This is a genomic window from Pelomonas candidula (genome assembly GCF_043555985.1).
Classification (GTDB): domain Bacteria; phylum Pseudomonadota; class Gammaproteobacteria; order Burkholderiales; family Burkholderiaceae_C; genus Pelomonas; species Pelomonas candidula.
The window spans coordinates 224258-241335 of sequence record NZ_JBIGIC010000001.1; the positions used below are offsets into that span (position 1 = coordinate 224258).

The 17078-nt window shown below is 69.2% G+C and carries 17 protein-coding genes; 13 read left to right on the forward strand and 4 right to left on the reverse strand.

The features are described 5' to 3' along the window. Positions 1 to 10: 10 nt before the first annotated feature. On the reverse strand, positions 11 to 688 hold the full coding sequence (locus tag ACG04R_RS01145) for an alpha/beta hydrolase family protein (protein WP_394405736.1): 678 nt from the start codon (positions 686 to 688) through the stop codon (positions 11 to 13). 98 nt (positions 689 to 786) lie between these two features. Here ACG04R_RS01145 and alaC point away from each other — a divergent pair, with 98 nt between their 5' ends. Further along, positions 787 to 2010, forward strand: coding sequence for an alanine transaminase (alaC, locus tag ACG04R_RS01150; RefSeq protein ID WP_394405738.1), 1224 nt, complete (start codon positions 787 to 789; stop codon positions 2008 to 2010). Positions 2011 to 2013: 3 nt separating this feature from the next. Here alaC and ACG04R_RS01155 read toward each other — a convergent pair whose 3' ends face one another. Then, on the reverse strand, positions 2014 to 2520 hold the full coding sequence (locus ACG04R_RS01155) for a heme-degrading domain-containing protein (RefSeq protein ID WP_394405740.1): 507 nt from the start codon (positions 2518 to 2520) through the stop codon (positions 2014 to 2016). 168 nt (positions 2521 to 2688) lie between these two features. On the opposite strand from ACG04R_RS01155, the gene gph reads away from it, so the two are divergent. Then, positions 2689 to 3369 (forward strand): phosphoglycolate phosphatase, encoded by a 681-nt coding sequence (gene gph, locus ACG04R_RS01160; protein ID WP_394405743.1) that lies wholly within the window; start codon positions 2689 to 2691, stop codon positions 3367 to 3369. Here the strand turns inward: gph and ACG04R_RS01165 are convergent. Further along, complete coding sequence (locus tag ACG04R_RS01165) at positions 3347 to 3946, reverse strand: chalcone isomerase family protein (protein WP_394405745.1); 600 nt, start codon at positions 3944 to 3946, stop codon at positions 3347 to 3349. The two genes, gph and ACG04R_RS01165, sit on opposite strands and share 23 nt — an antisense overlap. A gap of 273 nt (positions 3947 to 4219) precedes the next feature. Between ACG04R_RS01165 and trpE the strand changes: the two genes are divergently transcribed. The 8 genes from trpE (at position 4220) to ACG04R_RS01205 (ending at position 10660) form a co-directional block, all read left to right on the forward strand. Beyond that, positions 4220 to 5707, forward strand: coding sequence for an anthranilate synthase component I (gene trpE, locus ACG04R_RS01170; protein WP_394405747.1), 1488 nt, complete (start codon positions 4220 to 4222; stop codon positions 5705 to 5707). Next, positions 5708 to 6292, forward strand: a complete 585-nt coding sequence (locus ACG04R_RS01175) for an anthranilate synthase component II (protein WP_394405749.1) — start codon at positions 5708 to 5710, stop codon at positions 6290 to 6292. Further along, positions 6289 to 7338 (forward strand): low-specificity L-threonine aldolase, encoded by a 1050-nt coding sequence (gene ltaE, locus ACG04R_RS01180; protein ID WP_394405751.1) that lies wholly within the window; start codon positions 6289 to 6291, stop codon positions 7336 to 7338. The genes ACG04R_RS01175 and ltaE overlap by 4 nt, the downstream gene beginning before the upstream one ends. A gap of 2 nt (positions 7339 to 7340) precedes the next feature. Beyond that, positions 7341 to 7844, forward strand: a complete 504-nt coding sequence (locus ACG04R_RS01185) for a DinB family protein (protein ID WP_394405752.1) — start codon at positions 7341 to 7343, stop codon at positions 7842 to 7844. Between the two features lies 1 nt (position 7845). After that, the gene (gene trpD / locus ACG04R_RS01190) at positions 7846 to 8883 is read left to right on the forward strand and encodes an anthranilate phosphoribosyltransferase (RefSeq protein WP_394405754.1); all 1038 of its coding nucleotides are present in this window, start codon (positions 7846 to 7848) and stop codon (positions 8881 to 8883) included. After that, positions 8880 to 9671, forward strand: a complete 792-nt coding sequence (gene trpC, locus ACG04R_RS01195; RefSeq protein ID WP_394405755.1) for an indole-3-glycerol phosphate synthase TrpC — start codon at positions 8880 to 8882, stop codon at positions 9669 to 9671. Before trpD ends, trpC begins: the two co-directional genes overlap by 4 nt. After that, positions 9668 to 10354, forward strand: coding sequence for a uracil-DNA glycosylase (locus tag ACG04R_RS01200; RefSeq protein ID WP_394405757.1), 687 nt, complete (start codon positions 9668 to 9670; stop codon positions 10352 to 10354). Before trpC ends, ACG04R_RS01200 begins: the two co-directional genes overlap by 4 nt. 147 nt (positions 10355 to 10501) lie before the next feature. After that, the gene (locus tag ACG04R_RS01205; protein ID WP_394405758.1) at positions 10502 to 10660 is read left to right on the forward strand and encodes a hypothetical protein; all 159 of its coding nucleotides are present in this window, start codon (positions 10502 to 10504) and stop codon (positions 10658 to 10660) included. A 10-nt stretch (positions 10661 to 10670) separates the two neighbouring features. Here the strand turns inward: ACG04R_RS01205 and ACG04R_RS01210 are convergent, their stop codons facing one another. After that, a complete protein-coding gene (locus tag ACG04R_RS01210) occupies positions 10671 to 11603 on the reverse strand; it encodes a LysR family transcriptional regulator (protein ID WP_394405760.1) in 933 nt (310 codons plus the stop codon). 124 nt (positions 11604 to 11727) lie between these two features. Here ACG04R_RS01210 and ACG04R_RS01215 point away from each other — a divergent pair, with 124 nt between their 5' ends. The 3 genes from ACG04R_RS01215 to ACG04R_RS01225 all read left to right on the forward strand — a co-directional run bounded on the left by ACG04R_RS01215 (position 11728) and on the right by ACG04R_RS01225 (position 17071). Then, positions 11728 to 12516 (forward strand): alpha/beta hydrolase fold domain-containing protein, encoded by a 789-nt coding sequence (locus ACG04R_RS01215; protein WP_394405761.1) that lies wholly within the window; start codon positions 11728 to 11730, stop codon positions 12514 to 12516. 20 nt (positions 12517 to 12536) lie between these two features. Further along, positions 12537 to 13757, forward strand: a complete 1221-nt coding sequence (locus tag ACG04R_RS01220; protein ID WP_394405763.1) for an efflux RND transporter periplasmic adaptor subunit — start codon at positions 12537 to 12539, stop codon at positions 13755 to 13757. A gap of 80 nt (positions 13758 to 13837) precedes the next feature. Then, on the forward strand, positions 13838 to 17071 hold the full coding sequence (locus ACG04R_RS01225) for an efflux RND transporter permease subunit (RefSeq protein ID WP_394405765.1): 3234 nt from the start codon (positions 13838 to 13840) through the stop codon (positions 17069 to 17071). Positions 17072 to 17078: the final 7 nt, after the last annotated feature.

The window sequence follows — 17078 nt, forward strand, 5'->3', positions numbered from 1 at the left end:
TCGCGCGATTCTAAAAAGCCCGCTCCGCCACCCATGCCGCCAGCGCGACGGCCAGCGCCTGCACCACCTGCTCGTCCGTGCGCCCGCTGCGCGCCCTCACGTGGAAGGCATGGTCCGCGTCGTCCTCGAGATGCAGCGTGCTGCTGTCGCCCAGCCCCTGGACGACACCGCGCAGCAGGCCCGGCTCGGCCAGCTCGTCGCGCGTGCCCTGCAGGAACAGCATGGGCACGTCGATCTGCGCCAGATGCGCGGCCCGCTCGATGCCCGGCTTGCCGGCTGGATGCAGCGGGAAGCCGACGAACACGAGGCCGCGCACACCCGGCATGGCCGCGGCGGCCTGGGCCTGGGAGGTCATGCGGCCGCCGAAGGACTTGCCGCCCGCCAGCAGCGGCGCGCCGGGCAGACGGCTGTGCGCAGCAGCCACCGCGGCACGCACGGCGGCGTGGGCGACGGCCGGTGAATCGGGCCGCCTGGAGCCGCGCTCCATGTAGGGGAACTGGTAGCGCAGCGTCGCGATCGACTGCCCGGACAAGGCCTGCGACAGCGCCTCCATGAAGCCGTGCCGCATGCCGGCACCGGCGCCATGCGCAAAGACGTAGGCAGCGCGCGGCTGCGGCGGTTGCAGCCACAGCGCGGATACGGCGGTCTGGTCGTCGACGGTCAGCGAGAAGAGCTCGGGCGTGTTCATGCCCGCGAGCTTACGCAGCTGCGCTAGAGTCGGCCCCGGTGCGGCGCCACGCCGCCCACGTCGCTCGGACGGTTCCGGGCGCTCACGTGACACTGCCAATGACTTCTTCCTCTTCCGCCTCCGGCGGCAAGCGCCGTTTCGCGCGCATCGACCGCCTCCCGCCCTACGTCTTCAACATCACGGCCGAGCTCAAGCTCGCGGCCCGCCGGCGTGGCGAGGACATCATCGACATGAGCATGGGCAACCCCGACGGGGCCACGCCGCCGCACATCGTCGCCAAGCTCAACGAGGTCTCGCAACGGCCCGACACCCACGGCTACTCGGCCAGCAAGGGCATCCCGCGCCTGCGCCGCGCGATCTCGCACTGGTACCAGCGCCGCTACGGCGTCGACATCAACCCCGACACCGAGGCCATCGTCACCATCGGCTCCAAGGAAGGCCTGGCCCACCTCATGCTGGCCACGCTGGACCGCGGCGACACGGTGCTGGTGCCCGACCCCAGCTACCCCATCCACATCTACGGCGCGGTCATCGCCGGCGCCGACATCCGCGCCATTCCCGTCAGCAGCGAGGTGGACTTCTTCGCCGAGCTGGAGAAGACCATCCGCGGCAGCTACCCCAAGCCCAAGATGATGGTGTTCGGCTTCCCGTCCAACCCGACGGCGCAGTGCGTGGACATCGGCTTCTTCGAGCGCGTCGTGGCGCTGGCCAAGAAGCACGACATCCTCGTCGTGCACGATCTGGCCTATGCCGACATCGTCTACGACGGCTATGTGGCACCCAGCATCATGCAGGTGCCCGGCGCCAAGGACGTGGCGGTCGAGTTCTTCACGCTCAGCAAGAGCTACAACATGGCCGGCTGGCGCGTGGGCTTCATGGTGGGCAACGCCGACCTCGTCGCGGCCCTGGCCCGCATCAAGAGCTATCACGACTACGGCACCTTCACGCCGCTGCAGGTCGCGGCCATCGCCGCGCTGGAGGGCGACCAGCAGTGCGTGAAGGACATCGCAGCCAGCTACCAGCGCCGCCGCGACGTGCTCTACAAGGGGCTCATCGAAGCCGGCTGGCAGGTCGACTGCCCCAAGGCCAGCATGTACATCTGGGCGCGCATCCCCGAGCCCTACCGCGAGCTGGGCTCGCTGGAGTTCGCGCGCCAGCTGCTGGAAAAGGCCAAGGTCTGCGTGTCGCCCGGCATCGGCTTCGGCGACCACGGCGATGGCCATGTGCGCTTCGCGCTGATCGAGAACGAGTCGCGCATCCGCCAGGCGGTGCGCGGCATCAAGGCGATGTTCAAGGCGGATGGGGTGTTGAAGCCGTCCTGAGCTTCAACGCGACGGCGACGCGATGCTGTGGCTCTGCCACAGCTCCAGCCCGCCCACCGCGAGGATGTGGTCTTCCCAGCCCTCCAGGCCCGACACGATGACCGTGCCGATGCGCCCCTGACCGCGCACGACCAGCGGAAAGGCACCACCCTCGGCGCGGAACAGCTCGGGGTCCAGACCCGTGTCCTGGTTGAAGTCGACACCGCGCTCGAGGAACTGCTGTCGCACCATCCACGAGCTGTGACCGAAGCGACGCACGACGTTCTTCTTCTTGTTGACCCAGTCCGCATTGCCGGCGCCCGTGCCGTCCATGAAGTAGACGAACAGCGGGTGCTCGTCCTTCTCGATGTGGATGGCGATGGGCCGGCCCGGGAACCACTCCAGCGCCAGTGCGAGGATGGACTGGCCGATGGCCATCGCGTCCGCCGCACTCAGGCGGTCCAGCACCAGTGCGTTTTCCTGGGCGGCGCATTCGGCGACGGTCTTTTGGGCTTTCAGGCTTTTGTCCATGGCTCGACCAACAAGTTTTCAGCAGGCGATCACGCCATCTTAGGGCGGCAAGGACAGCGCTACCCTTTCTGTCAAAAAACGCAATCGCGCCCACAAGCAATCACATGCGGTGCCCCGCGATAGCATGCGGCGCCCCTGTTGAGGCCGCGTCTGCCGCGGACGTCTTTTGTGAACCCGAATCCTGGCCAACCCCTGCGCCCGCAGGCCTGCATCCTCGACCTCGACGGCACGCTCGTCGACACGTTGGGCGACTTCATCGCCGTGCTGGGCCTGACGCTCACCGACCTGGGCCTGCCCGCCGTGAATCGCGAGTTCGTCGAGCACACCATCGGCCGTGGCGGCGAGAACCTCGTGCGACAGACGCTGGCGCACGTGGGCGCCGAGCCCGCGCTGTTCGACCGCGCCTGGGCGCTCTACCAGCAGCACTACGCCACCGTGAACGGCGAGCATGCGTCCGTCTACCCGGGCGTCGTCGAGGGGCTGGAGGCCTTGTGCGCGCTGGGCCTGCCGCTGGCCGTGCTGACCAACAAGCCCGCCGCGCCGACGCGCGAGCTGCTCAAGCGCAAGGGGCTGGACGGGTTCTTCACCCACGTGTTCGGCGGCGACGACTTCGCGCGCAAGAAGCCCGACCCGCTGCCGCTGCTCAAGACCTGCGAGGCGCTGGGCACACCGCCGTCAGCGACGTGGATGGTGGGCGACTCGCGCAACGACGCCGAGGCCGCGCACGCGGCAGGCTGCCCGCTGGTGCTGGTGACCTACGGCTACAACCACGGCGAGGACATCCGCGCCGTGAAGGCGGCGCGGCACGTGGACCGGCTGGACCAGTTCAGCGCTTGCGATCTTTCTTGAGGCCCAGCAGGGCTTCCTTCAGGTTGTCGTCAGCCGGCTTGTCGCCCAGCCAGATGCGCAGCAGCGACGAGAAGAACTCGGGCTCCTTGATGGTCTCGCCGATGGGCTTGCCGTTCAGCAGCACGGTGGAGCCGATGCCGGGGACGTAGTCGACGTAGAAGCTGTCGCCGCTGTTGAGCTGCTTGCGGCTGGCGAAGATCTCGCTGAGCTTGAGCACGCCGTTGATGGACTTCGCGAACTCCTCGCGCGTCACGTTGGCCTCGATGCCCTTCGTGAACAGCTTGCCCAGCTCGTTGCCATCGATGTCGCGCAGCATGCTGATGTGGATGCGCTTGGGGCCGGGCGCGGCCAGCACCTCGGCGGTCGTGCTGGCCTTGTGCGTCAGGTACAGGCCCGCCGTGTAGACCTTGATGACGAACTTGTAGCGGATGCCCGCGCCGTTGAGCAGCAGCTTCTGGCCGGCCAGGTCCACTGCGGTCTCGTACTTGACGTTGGCCACCTCGACCGTGTCGGCCCAGGCAGCGGCTCCTCCCAGACTGCCGGCGGCCACCAGGGCCGCGACGATGAATGCGCGCATGACTCGCTCCATTGTTCTGCCGCGATGGCGGCGTCTCCGTGTGCCGAAGTATGGCCTGACGCGGCCAAAACGCCGCTGATACACTGGCCCGACCATGTTCATCACGCGCAAGCACATCACGGGGTCGAGCGACCGGGGAGCCTGGCCCTGGCGTCCCTGGGCCACCGCTGTCTGATGCCGCTTGGCGCGCCCTGACGCGCTCCTTCTCGCGTTGCCCGTTCTCCACCGGGCTGCACGCCAAGCCCTGAATCTGTCTTTTCAAGGTTTGACGCCGTGATCACCGAACTCGAATTCCAGAGCCTGGCCGCCGAAGGCTACAACCGCATCCCGCTGATCAGCGAGGCCTTTGCGGATCTCGAAACCCCGCTGTCCCTCTACCTGAAGCTGTGCTCGGGCGCCGGCCACGCGCGCAACAGCTTCCTGCTGGAAAGCGTCGTCGGCGGCGAGCGCTTCGGGCGCTACTCCTTCATCGGCCTGCCGGCGCGCACGCTGATCCGCGCCACCGGCAACCACTGCGAGGTGCTGACCGACGGCGCCGTCGTCGAGACGCACGAAGGCAATCCGCTGGACTTCATCGCCGCCTACCAGGAGCGCATCAAGCCCAAGATCCCGGCGGGCCTGCCGCGCTTCTGCGGCGGCCTGGCGGGCTACTTCGGCTACGAGGCCGTGCGCGCCATCGAGAAGAAGCTCGACCGCGCGCACAAGGGCGAAGGCCTGGGCACGCCGGACATCGTGCTGCTGCTGTCCGAGGAGATCGCCGTCATCGACAACCTGTCGGGGCGCCTGTATCTCATCGTCTGGGCCGACCCGCGCCAGCCCGAGGCCTACTTCCGCGCCAAGAAGCGCCTGACCGCGCTGCGCGACAAGCTGACCTACTCGGTCAGCGTGCCCCGTGTGCAGCGCACCGAGGCCCATGCTCCGACGCGAGGCTTCGCCAAGGCCGACTACCTGGCCGCCGTCGCCAAGGCCAAGGAATACATCGCCGCCGGCGACCTGATGCAGGTGCAGGTGGGCCAGCGCATCGCCAAGCCGTACAAGGCCGAACCCATCGCGCTGTACCGGGCCCTCAGGGCGCTGAACCCCAGCCCCTACATGTACTTTTACGACCTGGGCGACTTCCAGATCGTCGGCGCCAGCCCCGAGATCCTCGTGCGCGAGGAGCACTCGGGCGACGGCAGCCGCAAGGTCACGATCCGCCCGCTGGCCGGCACCCGCCCGCGAGGCGCGACGCCTGAACGCGACCTGGAGCTGGAGGCCGAACTGCAGGCCGACCCCAAGGAGCGCGCCGAGCACCTGATGCTGATCGACCTGGCGCGCAACGACATCGGCCGCATCGCGCGCACCGGCAGCGTCAAGGTCACGCAGGCCTTCGTCGTCGAGCGCTACTCGCACGTCATGCACATCGTCTCCAACGTCGAGGGGACGTTGCGAGACGAGGTCGGCCAGCTCGACGTGCTGAAGGCCACCTTCCCCGCCGGCACGCTGACCGGCGCGCCCAAGGTGCGGGCGATGGAGCTGATCGACGAGCTGGAGCCCGTGCAGCGCGGCATCTACGGTGGTGCGTGCGGCTATCTCAGCTTTGCCGGCGACATGGACCTGGCGATAGCAATTCGGACCGGCATCATCAAGAACGGCACGTTGTACGTGCAGGCCGCGGCCGGCGTGGTGGCCGACTCCGTTCCAGAACTTGAGTGGCAGGAAACAGAGGCCAAAGCACGAGCGCTCTTGCGCGCCGCCGAACTCGTCGAGGAGGGCTTCTAAATGCTGCTGATGATCGACAACTACGACAGCTTCACGTTCAACATCGTCCAGTACTTCGGTGAACTGGGCGCCGACGTGAAGGTGGTGCGCAACGACGAGATCACCGTGGCCGAGATGGCCGCGCTGAACCCCGACCACATCGTCTTCTCGCCCGGCCCCTGCACGCCGACCGAAGCCGGCGTGTGCGTGGAGGCCATCCAGCACTTCATCGGCAAGAAGCCGCTGCTGGGCGTCTGCCTGGGCCATCAGGCCATGGGCCAGGCGCTGGGCGGCCGGATCATCCGCGCGCAACGCCAGATGCACGGCAAGGCCAGCACGATCACGACGGACCAGCGCGGCGTCTACACCGGCCTGCCCAAGGACTTCAGCGTCATCCGCTACCACTCCCTCGTCATCGAGGAAGCGACCTGCCCGGCCGTGCTGGAGATCACGTCGCGCAGCGACGACGGCGAGATCATGGGCGTGCGCCACCGCGAGCTGGCCGGCACGGCCACGCCGGTGGAAGGCGTGCAGTTCCACCCCGAGTCCATCCTCAGCGAGCATGGGCACGCGATGCTGCGCAACTTCCTGGAGCTCCGGCCGTGACTGACTACGCCCCGTCGTCTGGCGGTGGCGGCCCGGCCACTGTCGACCTGCGCAGCGACACCGTCACGAAACCGACGGCTGCCATGCTGGCGGCCATCGCTGCGGCCAAGGTCGGCGATGACGTCTTTGGCGACGACCCCACCGTCAACGCGCTGCAGGAGCGCGTCGCTGCGCTGCTGGGCAAGGAAGCCGCTCTCTTCATGAGCAGCGGTACGCAGAGCAATCTCTGCGGCCTGCTGGCCCACTGCGGCCGTGGCGACGAGTACATCGTCGGCCAGTTGGCCCACACCTACCGCTACGAAGGCGGCGGCGCTGCCGTGCTGGGCAGCATCCAGCCGCAGCCGCTGCCCAACCAGCCCGACGGCACGCTGAAGCTGGAGGACATCGCCGCGGCCATCAAGCCCGACGATCCGCACTTCGCGCGCACGCGACTGCTGGCGCTGGAGAACACCTGGAACGGCAATGTGCTGCCGGCCACCTACGTGGCCGACGCCTGCGAGCTGGCCCACGCACGCGGCTTGGCCACGCACCTGGACGGCGCCCGCCTGTTCAACGCCGCCGTCGCCTCCGGCCGCACGGTGGCCGAACTGGCACGGCACTTCGACTCCGTCTCGATCTGCTTCAGCAAGGGGCTGGGCGCGCCCGTCGGCTCCATGCTCGTCGGCTCGAAAGCGCTGATCGCCCGCGCCCACCGCGTGCGCAAGATGGTCGGCGGCGGCCTGCGCCAGGTCGGCCTGCTGGCCGCCGCGGCCGACCACGCGCTGACCCATCACATCGAACGCCTCGCCGACGACCACGCGCTGGCCCGGCGGCTTGCCGACGGCCTGGCCGCGCTGCCGGGTGTCACCGTCACGCCACCGCAGACGAATATCGTCTTCGCCCAGGTCAGCGAGGGCCGCGGCCCGGCGCTGCTGGAGCACCTGAAGTCGCGCGGCGTGCTGGCCACCGGCCTGATCGGCCTACGCTTCGTGACGCACCTGGACGTCGATGCCGCCGGCATCGACCACGCCCTCGGGGCGGCCCGCGAGTTCCTGACGAAGGGTTGAGCATGTCGACATCCACGCTGCTGATCTCGCTGTACGAGCAGAAGGCCGCCATCGACCGCGAGTTCCTCGCGGCGCTGGCCGGCGCCCCGCTGTCGCCCGAGAACCGCCACATCGCCATCCGCACGCTGAACCACATCCACACGGTGGACCGCATCTTCGCCGCCCACCTGCGCGGCGAGCCGCACGGCTTTGCGGCCAGCAACACCGAGGCCACGCCGACGCTGGACGAACTGCGCGCGTCCGTCGAGCAGGTCGACGGCTGGTACGTCGACTACGTGCGCGCGCTGCGGCCTGCGCAGTTCGAGGAGGTGCTGAGCTTCCGCTTCACCGACGGCGACACGGGCCGCATGAGCCGCGAGGAAATCCTCGCCCACGTCATCCACCACAGCAGCCACCACCGCGGCAATGTCGGCATGCTGATGAAGCAGGTCGACACACCGCCGCCGCGCGACCTGTTCACGCGCTATCTCCATCAGAACGAACCTCAACGACGCGAGGAGGCCTGACATGCCCATCACCGACACCGAAGCCCTGACCCGCGTCATCGAGCACCGCGAGATCTTCCACGACGAGATGCTGACGCTGATGCGCCGCATCATGGCTGGCGAGATGTCGCCCGTCATGGCCGCCGCGCTGCTGACCGGCCTGCGCGTGAAGAAGGAAACCATCGGCGAGATCACCGCCGCCGCGCAGGTCATGCGCGAGCTGAGCAACAAGGTGCCGCTGGCACCGCAGCCACACCTCGTCGACGTCGTCGGCACCGGCGGCGACGGCGCGCACAGCTTCAACATCTCGACCTGCTCGATGTTCGTCGCCGCGGCCGCGGGCGCGCAGGTGGCCAAGCACGGCAACCGGAGTGTGAGCAGCAAGACCGGCAGCGCCGACGTGCTGGAGGCGCTGGGCGCCAACATCCAGCTGACGCCGCGCCAGGTGGCGGCCTCCGTCGCCGAGTGCGACATCGGCTTCATGTTCGCGCCCAACCACCACCCGGCGATGAAGAACATCGCGCCGGTGCGCCGCGAGCTGGGCGTGCGGACCATCTTCAACATCCTGGGCCCGCTGACCAACCCGGCCGGCGCGCCCAACATCCTGATGGGCGTGTTCCACCCCGACCTCGTCGGCATCCAGGTGCGCGTGCTGCAGCGCCTGGGCGCCGAGCACGCCCTCGTCGTCTACGGCAAGGACGGCATGGACGAGATCTCGCTCGGCGCGACGACGCTGGTCGGCGAGCTCAAGGACGGCGCCGTGCGCGAGTACGAGGTGCACCCCGAGGACTTCGGCTTCCAGATGGCCAGCAACCGCAGCCTCAAGGTCGAAGGCCCGGAGCAGTCGCGCCAGATGCTGCTGGGCGTGCTGGACGGCCACATCGGCCCGGCACGCGACATCGTGCTGCTGAACGCCGGCGCGACGCTGTACGCTGCCAACGTCGCGACCACCATCGCGGACGGCATTGCCCGCGCCCGCGAGGCCCTGGACAGCGGCGCGGCTCGCGCCAAGCTGGACAGCTTCGTCAAGGTGACGCAGAACCTCGGAGGCAAGGCATGAGCGACATCCTCAATCGCATCGTCGAGGTCAAGTGGGAAGAAGTCGCCGCCGCGAAGCTCAAGCGCTCGCTGGCGTCGCAGCGTGAGGAGGCCGAAGCCCGCCGCGGCGAGCAGCTGGGCTTCGAGCGCTCGCTGCGCGCCACCATCGCCGCGGGCCACGCCGGCGTCATCGCCGAGATCAAGAAGGCCAGCCCCAGCAAGGGCGTGATCCGCGAGGACTTCCAGCCCGCGCTGATCGCCGAAAGCTACGCGCGCAACGGCGCGGCCTGCCTGTCCGTGCTGACCGACGAGAAGTTCTTCCAGGGCTCCATCGCCTACCTGCGCCAGGCCCGCGCGGCCTGCGAGCTGCCGGTGCTGCGCAAGGACTTCATGGTCGACGAGTACCAGATCATGGAAGCCGGCGCGATCGGTGCCGACTGCGTCCTGCTGATCGCCGCCTGCCTGGCCGATTCGCAGATGGCCGACCTCGAAGCCGCCGCCCACGCCATCGGCCTGGACGTGCTGGTGGAAGTGCACGACGGCGACGAGCTGGACCGTGCGCTGAAGCTGAAGACGCCGCTGCTGGGCATCAACAACCGCAACCTGCGCACCTTCGACGTGACGCTGGACACGACGCTCTCCCTGCTGCCGCGCGTGCCGGCCGACCGGCTGCTGGTGACCGAGAGCGGCATCCTCGGCGCGGCCGACGTGAAGCGCATGCGCGACGCCAACGTGAATGCCTTCCTCGTCGGCGAGACCTTCATGCGCGCGCCGGACCCGGGCGCCGCGCTGGCGACGCTGTTCGCATGAACTTCCCGCTGAGCCTGCCGGACACCGACTGGCGCCCCGTCGTCGACGCCTGGGCGACATCGCCCGTCGGGCAGAAGCTGCTGGCCTACCTGGCCGAGCGCCACGCCGCCGGCGCGATGATCTACCCGCCCGAGCCGCTGCGCGCGCTGACGCTCACGCCGCTGTCGCAGACGCGCGTGGTCATCCTCGGCCAGGACCCGTACCACGGCCCCGGCCAGGCCGAGGGCCTGTCCTTCAGCGTGCCTGAGGGCGTGCCCTTCCCGCCCAGCCTGCGCAACATCTTCAAGGAGATCCAGCGCGACCTCGGCAAGCCTTTCCCGCCCACCGGCAGCCTGGTGCGCTGGGCCGAGGGCGGCACGCTGCTGCTGAACGCCGTGCTGACCGTGGAAGACGGCCAGGCCGCCAGCCACGCCAACCGCGGCTGGGAGGCGCTGACCGATGCGCTCATCAAGGCCGCGGCCGAGGACGCCGCGCCCAAGGTCTTCATGCTGTGGGGCAGCTATGCCCAGGCCAAGGCGCCGCTGATCGAGGCTGCCCGCCAGGGCCACCTCGTGCTGAAGGCCAACCACCCGTCGCCGCTGTCGGCGCTGAAGCCGCCGCGGCCCTTCATCGGCTGCGGGCATTTCTCGACGGCCAAGGCCTGGCTGGAAGAGCGCGGGCGCGGGGCTCCGAAGAAGGCCTGAGCGCCTTTCAAGCCGCGGATTGTTCCGCGGCGAGCAACTCGCCGTTCGGCCGCGCCGGCTTTTTCTCAAGCCGCGCAATTCCTACAGTGACAACCTGCCGATCTAGCTCACCACTTGGTGAGCGCGGGTCGGCCAAGGAGAGTCACCATGAACAACAACATCCGCTCGCTTTTCTCGCTGATCACCGCCGTGACGGCCGTTGCCGCGCTGGCGGCAGGCATGTTGCTGGCCGTCAGCGCGCCGGCCCCGTCCGAAGCCGACTTCGGCCAAGCGCAGGTCGCCATCGCCTCGGGCGACGAGGCCTGAGCCCCGGACCTCAGCTCGTACAGCGCATCTTCACGCCGCCCAGCGCCTCGCGGCCGATCAGTTCGACGACCCAGTCGACGAACACGCGCAGCTTGCTGCTGAGGTGGCGGTTGGGCGGGTAGACCACGTAGACGGGCACCGGTTCGGCGTCCCAGTCTTCCAGCACGCGCACCAGCTCGCCGCTCTTGAGCAGCGGCCCGGCCATGAAGCAGGTCACCTGCACGATGCCCAGGTGGGCCAGGCCGGCATTCAGGTAGGCGTTGGCGTCGTTGACGGCCAGCACGTGGTTGCCCACCACCTCCACCTGCTCGTCACCACGCTTGAACGTGTCCGACATGACCTTGCCGCTGCGGGCCGAGAAGTAGCCCACCATGCGGTGCGGCGCCTGGCCCAGCTCCAGCGGATGCGCGGGCGTGCCGTAGCGCTTCAGGTATTCGGGCGTCGCGCAGGTGATGAAGCGGAACTCGCCGATGCGGCGCGCCACGAGGCTCTGGTCGGTCAGCTCGCCGCCGCGGATCACGCAGTCGATGTTGTCGCTGATCAGGTCCACCGTGCGGTCGCTGACGCCCAGCTCGATCTGGATGTCGGGGTACTTCGCGTAGAAGTCCGGCAGGTGCGGAATGATCATCTCGCGTCCCACGACGCCCGGCACATCGATGCGGATGCGGCCACGCGGCGTCACGCGCGCCTGATTCATGCTGCCTTCCAGTTCCTCCAGGTCGCCCAGCAGGCGCATGGCGCGCTCGTAATAGGCGGCGCCGTCGGGCGTGACCGTGACGCGGCGCGTCGTGCGGTTCAGCAGCTTGGTGCGCAGATGGGTTTCCAGCGTCTGGATCAGGCGCGTGACGGTGGCCTTGGGCAGGTCCAGCGAGTCGGCGGCCTTGGTGAAGGTGCCGGCCTCGACGACCCGGACATAGGCTTGCATCGCGGTGAGACGGTCCATGGACTTTCGCTGTTGAGCGCCGGGGCTCGCGGTTGCTGAGTCGGCAGATTGTTCCATGTGAAGGAAAAGTGAGTCGCCGCGAGGGGCGTTTATTTATGGGACACCAATCTCTATCTTTCGGCCCATGGACAAACTCGCCACACCCACCTCGCTGTGCCTGGGCCCTGCCCCCGGCCTGGCGGCGGAGGTTTACGCCGCCCGCCAGCCGCTGGACGCGGGCGGCCGGGCGCTGTTGCTGTGGCTGCATGACGGCGGCTTCACCGGCGGCTCGCTGGCCTCGGCCCGGGCGCGTGCCGAGCTGCTGGCCGCGGCCGGCGCCGACGTCGTCGCCATCGATTACCCACTGGCGCCCGCCCACCCCTTCCCCGCCGCGCTCGCTGCGGCCTTCGAGGCGCTGCGGGCGCTGGCTGCCAAGCCTGCCAGGCTGACAGGCAACGCGCGCACGGCGCTGTTCGTCGCCGGTGAAGAGGCCGGCGGCAACCTGGCAGCTGCCCTCGCGCTGATGGCCCGCGACCAGCAGGCACCCGCGCTGGCCGGCCAGCTGCTGATCTCGCCGATGCTGGACCCGGCACTGGGCAGCCCGTCGATGCGCGACGGCGAATGCGGCGGCTGCGAGTGCGCCTACGCCCGCGGCTGGCAGGCCTACCTGGGCGGCAGCACGCGCGCCGACCACCCCTACGCCGCGCCGCTGAACGCCACCCGCCTGGCTGGCCTGCCGCCCGCACTGGTGCTGGGCGTGGCGGGCCATCCGCTCAACGACGAGGCGCGCCGCTACGCGGCCGCGCTGCGCGCCAACGGCGGCTGTGCCAAGGACCTGGCCCTGCCCTCGCTCGCCCCCGGCCACGCGCTGGCGCCCCTCCACGACTTCCTGAGCCAGGCCACGCGCCGGGCTCTGGCCGCCCATCCTGCTTGAACCCTCGGAGAGAACTCGAAATGCAGTCCACCACCCCACGTCTGAATCGTCGCGTCGGCTTGATTGCCAGCGCTGCCGCCGTCGTCGCCCTCGGCGCCATCGGTATTGCCCAGTTCGGCAGCGGCGCCGCGCACGCCGACGCCGCCCCCACGGCGCCGCCGGCCACGCCGGTGTCGGTGGCCCAGGTCGTCAGCCAGGACGTCTCGGCCTGGAACGAGTTCTCCGGCCGCCTGGAGGCCGTGGACCGCGTGGACGTGCGGGCCCGCGTGTCGGGTGCCGTGCAGGCCGTGCACTTCCGCGAAGGCAGCCTCGTGAAGGCCGGCGACCTGCTCGTCACCATCGACCCCGCGCCCTACCAGGCCGAGGTGCAGCGCCTGGAAGCCCAGGTGGCCGCGGCGCAGGCCCGGGTGACCTACACGCAAAGCGAGATGGCCCGCAGCAAAGCGCTGCTGGAGGACCGCGCCGTGGCCCGCCGCGAATTCGACGAGAAGGACAACGCCGCCCGCGAGGGTGCTGCCAACCTGCGCGCCGCGCAGGCCGCGCTGCAGTCGGCCCAGCTGAACCTCGGCTACACGCAGGTGCGCGCACCGGTGGCCGGCCGGGTCGGCAAGATCGAGGTGACGACCGGCAACCTCGTCGCTGCCGGCGCCGGTGCGCCGGTGCTGACGACGCTGGTGTCGGTCAGCCCGATCTACGCCAGCTTCGACGCCGACGAGAAGATCGTCCGCGACGCGCTGGCCTCACTGCCGGGCGGCGGCGCCGATCGCCGCGGGCTGGAGCGCATCCCGGTCGAGATGCTGGCGGGCTCGGACCAGAGCCAGACCGGCCGCCTGCAGCTGGTGGACAACCAGGTCGACGCGAAGAGCGGCACGCTGCGCGTGCGCGCCGTGTTCGACAACAAGGACGGCAGCCTCATCCCCGGCCAGTTCGCCAAGCTGCGCATGGGCCAGGCAAAGAACGAAGCAGCCTTGCTCGTCAACGAGCGCGCCGTCGGCACCGACCAGGACAAGCGTTTCGTCATCGTCGTCGGCGCCGGCAACCAGGCCGAATGGCGGCCGGTGACGCTGGGCGCCAACGTGAACGGCCTGCGCGTCGTGACCAGCGGCCTCAAGGGCGGCGAGCGCATCGTCGTCGGCGGCGTGCAGCGCGTGAGGCCGGGCTCGGTCCTCGCGCCCAAGGACGTCGCGATGGACGCCAAGCCCGAGCTGGCAGCACAACAGGCCAGCGCCAAGAACTCCTGATCTAGCCCACCAATTCAGCGCAAGCCCCGTCAGCGGGCCGGTCCAGCCGGCCTGCGGGGGATGTGCTGCCTGGAGCACCCATGAATCTCTCCAAATTCTTCATCGACCGCCCGATCTTTGCGGGCGTGCTGTCGCTGCTGATCTTCATCGGCGGCCTGTTGTCGATCCGCGCGCTGCCGATCTCGGAATACCCCGACGTCGTGCCGCCCTCGGTCGTCGTGCGCGCCCAGTACCCGGGCGCCAACCCCAAGGTCATCGCCGAGACCGTGGCCACGCCGCTCGAGGAAGCCATCAACGGCGTCGAGGACATGCTCTACATGAGCAGCCAGGCGACCACCGACGGCCTGATGACGCTGACCGTCAGCTTCAAGCTCGGCACCGATCCCGACAAGGCCCAGCAGATGGTGCAGAACCGCGTCGCGCAGGCCGAGGCCCGGCTGCCCGAGGAGGTCAAGCGCCTGGGCGTGACGACGGTCAAGAGCAGCCCCGACCTGACCATGGTCGTGCACCTGACCTCGCCCAACGGCCGCTACGACATGACCTACCTGCGCAACTACGCGCTGCTCAACGTCAAGGACCGCCTGGCGCGCATCCCCGGCGTCGGGCAGGTGCAGCTGTTCGGCTCGGGCGACTACTCCATGCGCATCTGGCTGGACCCGCAGAAGGTGGCCGAGCACGGCCTGTCGGCCAGCGACGTGGTGACGGCCATCCGCGGCCAGAACGTGCAGGCTGCCGCCGGCGTGGTCGGCGCGTCGCCGGGACTGCAGGGCATCGATCTGCAGCTCTCCGTCAACGCACAGGGCCGGCTGCAGTCGGTCGAGGAGTTCGGCGACATCATCGTCAAGACAGGCGCAAACGGTGCGGTGACACGGCTGCGAGACCTGGGCCGCATCGAGATGGGCGCGTCGGAGTACGCGCTGCGCTCGCTGCTGGACAACAAGTCCGCCGTCGCCGTGCCCATCTTCCAGGCCCCGGGCGGCAACGCGCTGGACATCTCGGCCAACGTGCGCGCCGCGATGGAAGACCTGAAGACGGCCATGCCCGAAGGCGTGGACTACACCATCGTCTACGACCCGACGCAGTTCGTCCGCGCGTCCATCGAGTCGGTCATCCACACGCTGCTGGAAGCCGTGGCCCTCGTCGTGCTGGTCGTCATCCTGTTCCTGCAGACCTGGCGCGCGTCCATCATCCCGCTGCTGGCCGTGCCGGTGTCCATCATCGGCACCTTCGCGGTGATGCACGGCTTCGGCTTCTCGATCAACGCGCTGAGCCTCTTTGGCCTGGTGCTGGCCATCGGCATCGTCGTGGACGACGCCATCGTGGTGGTGGAGAACGTGGAGCGCAACATCGCGTCGGGCCTCTCGCCGCGCGAGGCGACCTACCGCGCGATGCGTGAAGTCTCCGGCCCCATCATCGCCATCGCGTTGACGCTGATCTCGGTGTTCGTGCCGCTGGCCTTCATCACCGGCCTGACGGGCCAGTTCTACAAGCAGTTCGCGCTGACCATCGCCATCTCGACGGTGATCTCGGCGATCAACTCGCTCACCCTCTCGCCCGCGCTCGCCGCGCTGCTGCTGAAGGACCACCACGCACCCAAGGACGCGCTGACCCGCGGCATGGACCGCGTGCTGGGCGGCTTCTTCGGCCGCTTCAACCGGCTGTTCGCGAGCAGCTCCGAGAAGTACGGCAGCGGCGTGAAGACGCTGATGTCGCGCAAGGCCGTGATGATGGTCATCTACCTGGGCCTCGTGGCGGCCACGGCGGGCCTGTTCAAGGCCGTGCCCGGCGGCTTCGTGCCGGGGCAGGACAAGCAGTACCTGATCGGCTTCGCCCAGCTGCCCGACGGCGCGACGCTGGACCGCACCGAGGACGTCATCCGCCGCATGACCGACATCACGCTGAAGACGCCGGGTGTGGAGCACGCCGTCGCCTTCCCCGGCCTGTCGATCAACGGCTTCACGAACAGCTCCAGCTCGGGCATCGTGTTCGCGACGCTCAAGCCCTTCGACGAGCGCAAGACCGCGGACCTGTCGGCGGGCGCCATCGCGGGCAAGCTGAACGCGCAGTACGGCGCCATCGAGGACGCCTTCATCGTCATGTTCCCGCCGCCGCCCGTGCAGGGCCTGGGCACGACGGGCGGCTTCAAGCTGCAGCTGCAGGACCGCGGCGGCCTCGGCTACGAGGCGCTGGACCAGGCGCTCAAGGCCTTCATGGCCAAGGCCTACAAGACGCCCGAGCTGGCCGGCCTGTTCTCGAGCTACCAGGTCAACGTGCCGCAGCTGTTCGCCGACCTCGACCGCACCCGCGCCCGCCAGCTCGGCGTGGCCGTGACGGACGTGTTCGACACGATGCAGATCTACCTCGGCAGCCTGTACGTCAACGACTTCAACAAGTTCGGCCGCACTTACTCCGTGCGCGTGCAGGCGGATGCCGCCTACCGCGCCCGGGCCGAGGACATCGGCGCGCTGAAGGTGCGCTCGTCCACCGGCGACATGGTGCCGCTGTCGGCGCTGATGACGGTCAAGCCCAGCTTCGGCCCCGAGCGCGCGCTGCGCTACAACGGCTTCCTGTCCGCCGACATCAACGGCGGCGCGGCGCCCGGCTTCTCGTCGGGCCAGGCCCAGGCCGCCGTCGAGCGCATCGCCGCCGAGACGCTGCCCCCGGGCATCGGCTACGAGTGGACCGACCTGACCTACCAGGAAAAGATCGCCGGCAACTCGGGCGTGTGGGTCTTCCCGCTGGCCATCCTGCTGGTGTTCCTGGTGCTGGCCGCGCAGTACGAAAGCCTGTCGCTGCCGCTGGCCATCCTGCTGATCGTGCCCATGGGCCTGCTGGCCGCGATGACGGGCGTGTACCTGAGCCACGGCGACAACAACGTCTTCACGCAGATCGGCCTCATCGTGCTGGTGGGCCTCTCCGCGAAGAACGCGATCCTGATCGTCGAGTTCGCACGTGAGCTTGAGTTTGCCGGCCGCACGCCGGTGCAGGCGGCGCTGGAAGCGGCACGGCTGCGGCTGCGGCCCATCCTGATGACGTCGATGGCCTTCGTCATGGGTGTGCTGCCGCTGGTGCTGAGCACCGGCGCCGGCGCCGAGATGCGCAAGGCGATGGGCGTGGCGGTGTTCGCCGGAATGATCGGCGTGACGCTGTTCGGCCTGTTCCTGACGCCGCTGTTCTACGTCATCGTGCGCCGCCTCACCGGCAACTCGCCGCTGCGCCACCACGGTGGCCAGTTGGCAGCGCCGGCCGCCCCCGCCACCCCCACGCCGCACGTCGCCCCCGTCGTCGACGCCCTGCCGCAACGAGGAAAGTGAGCCTCAT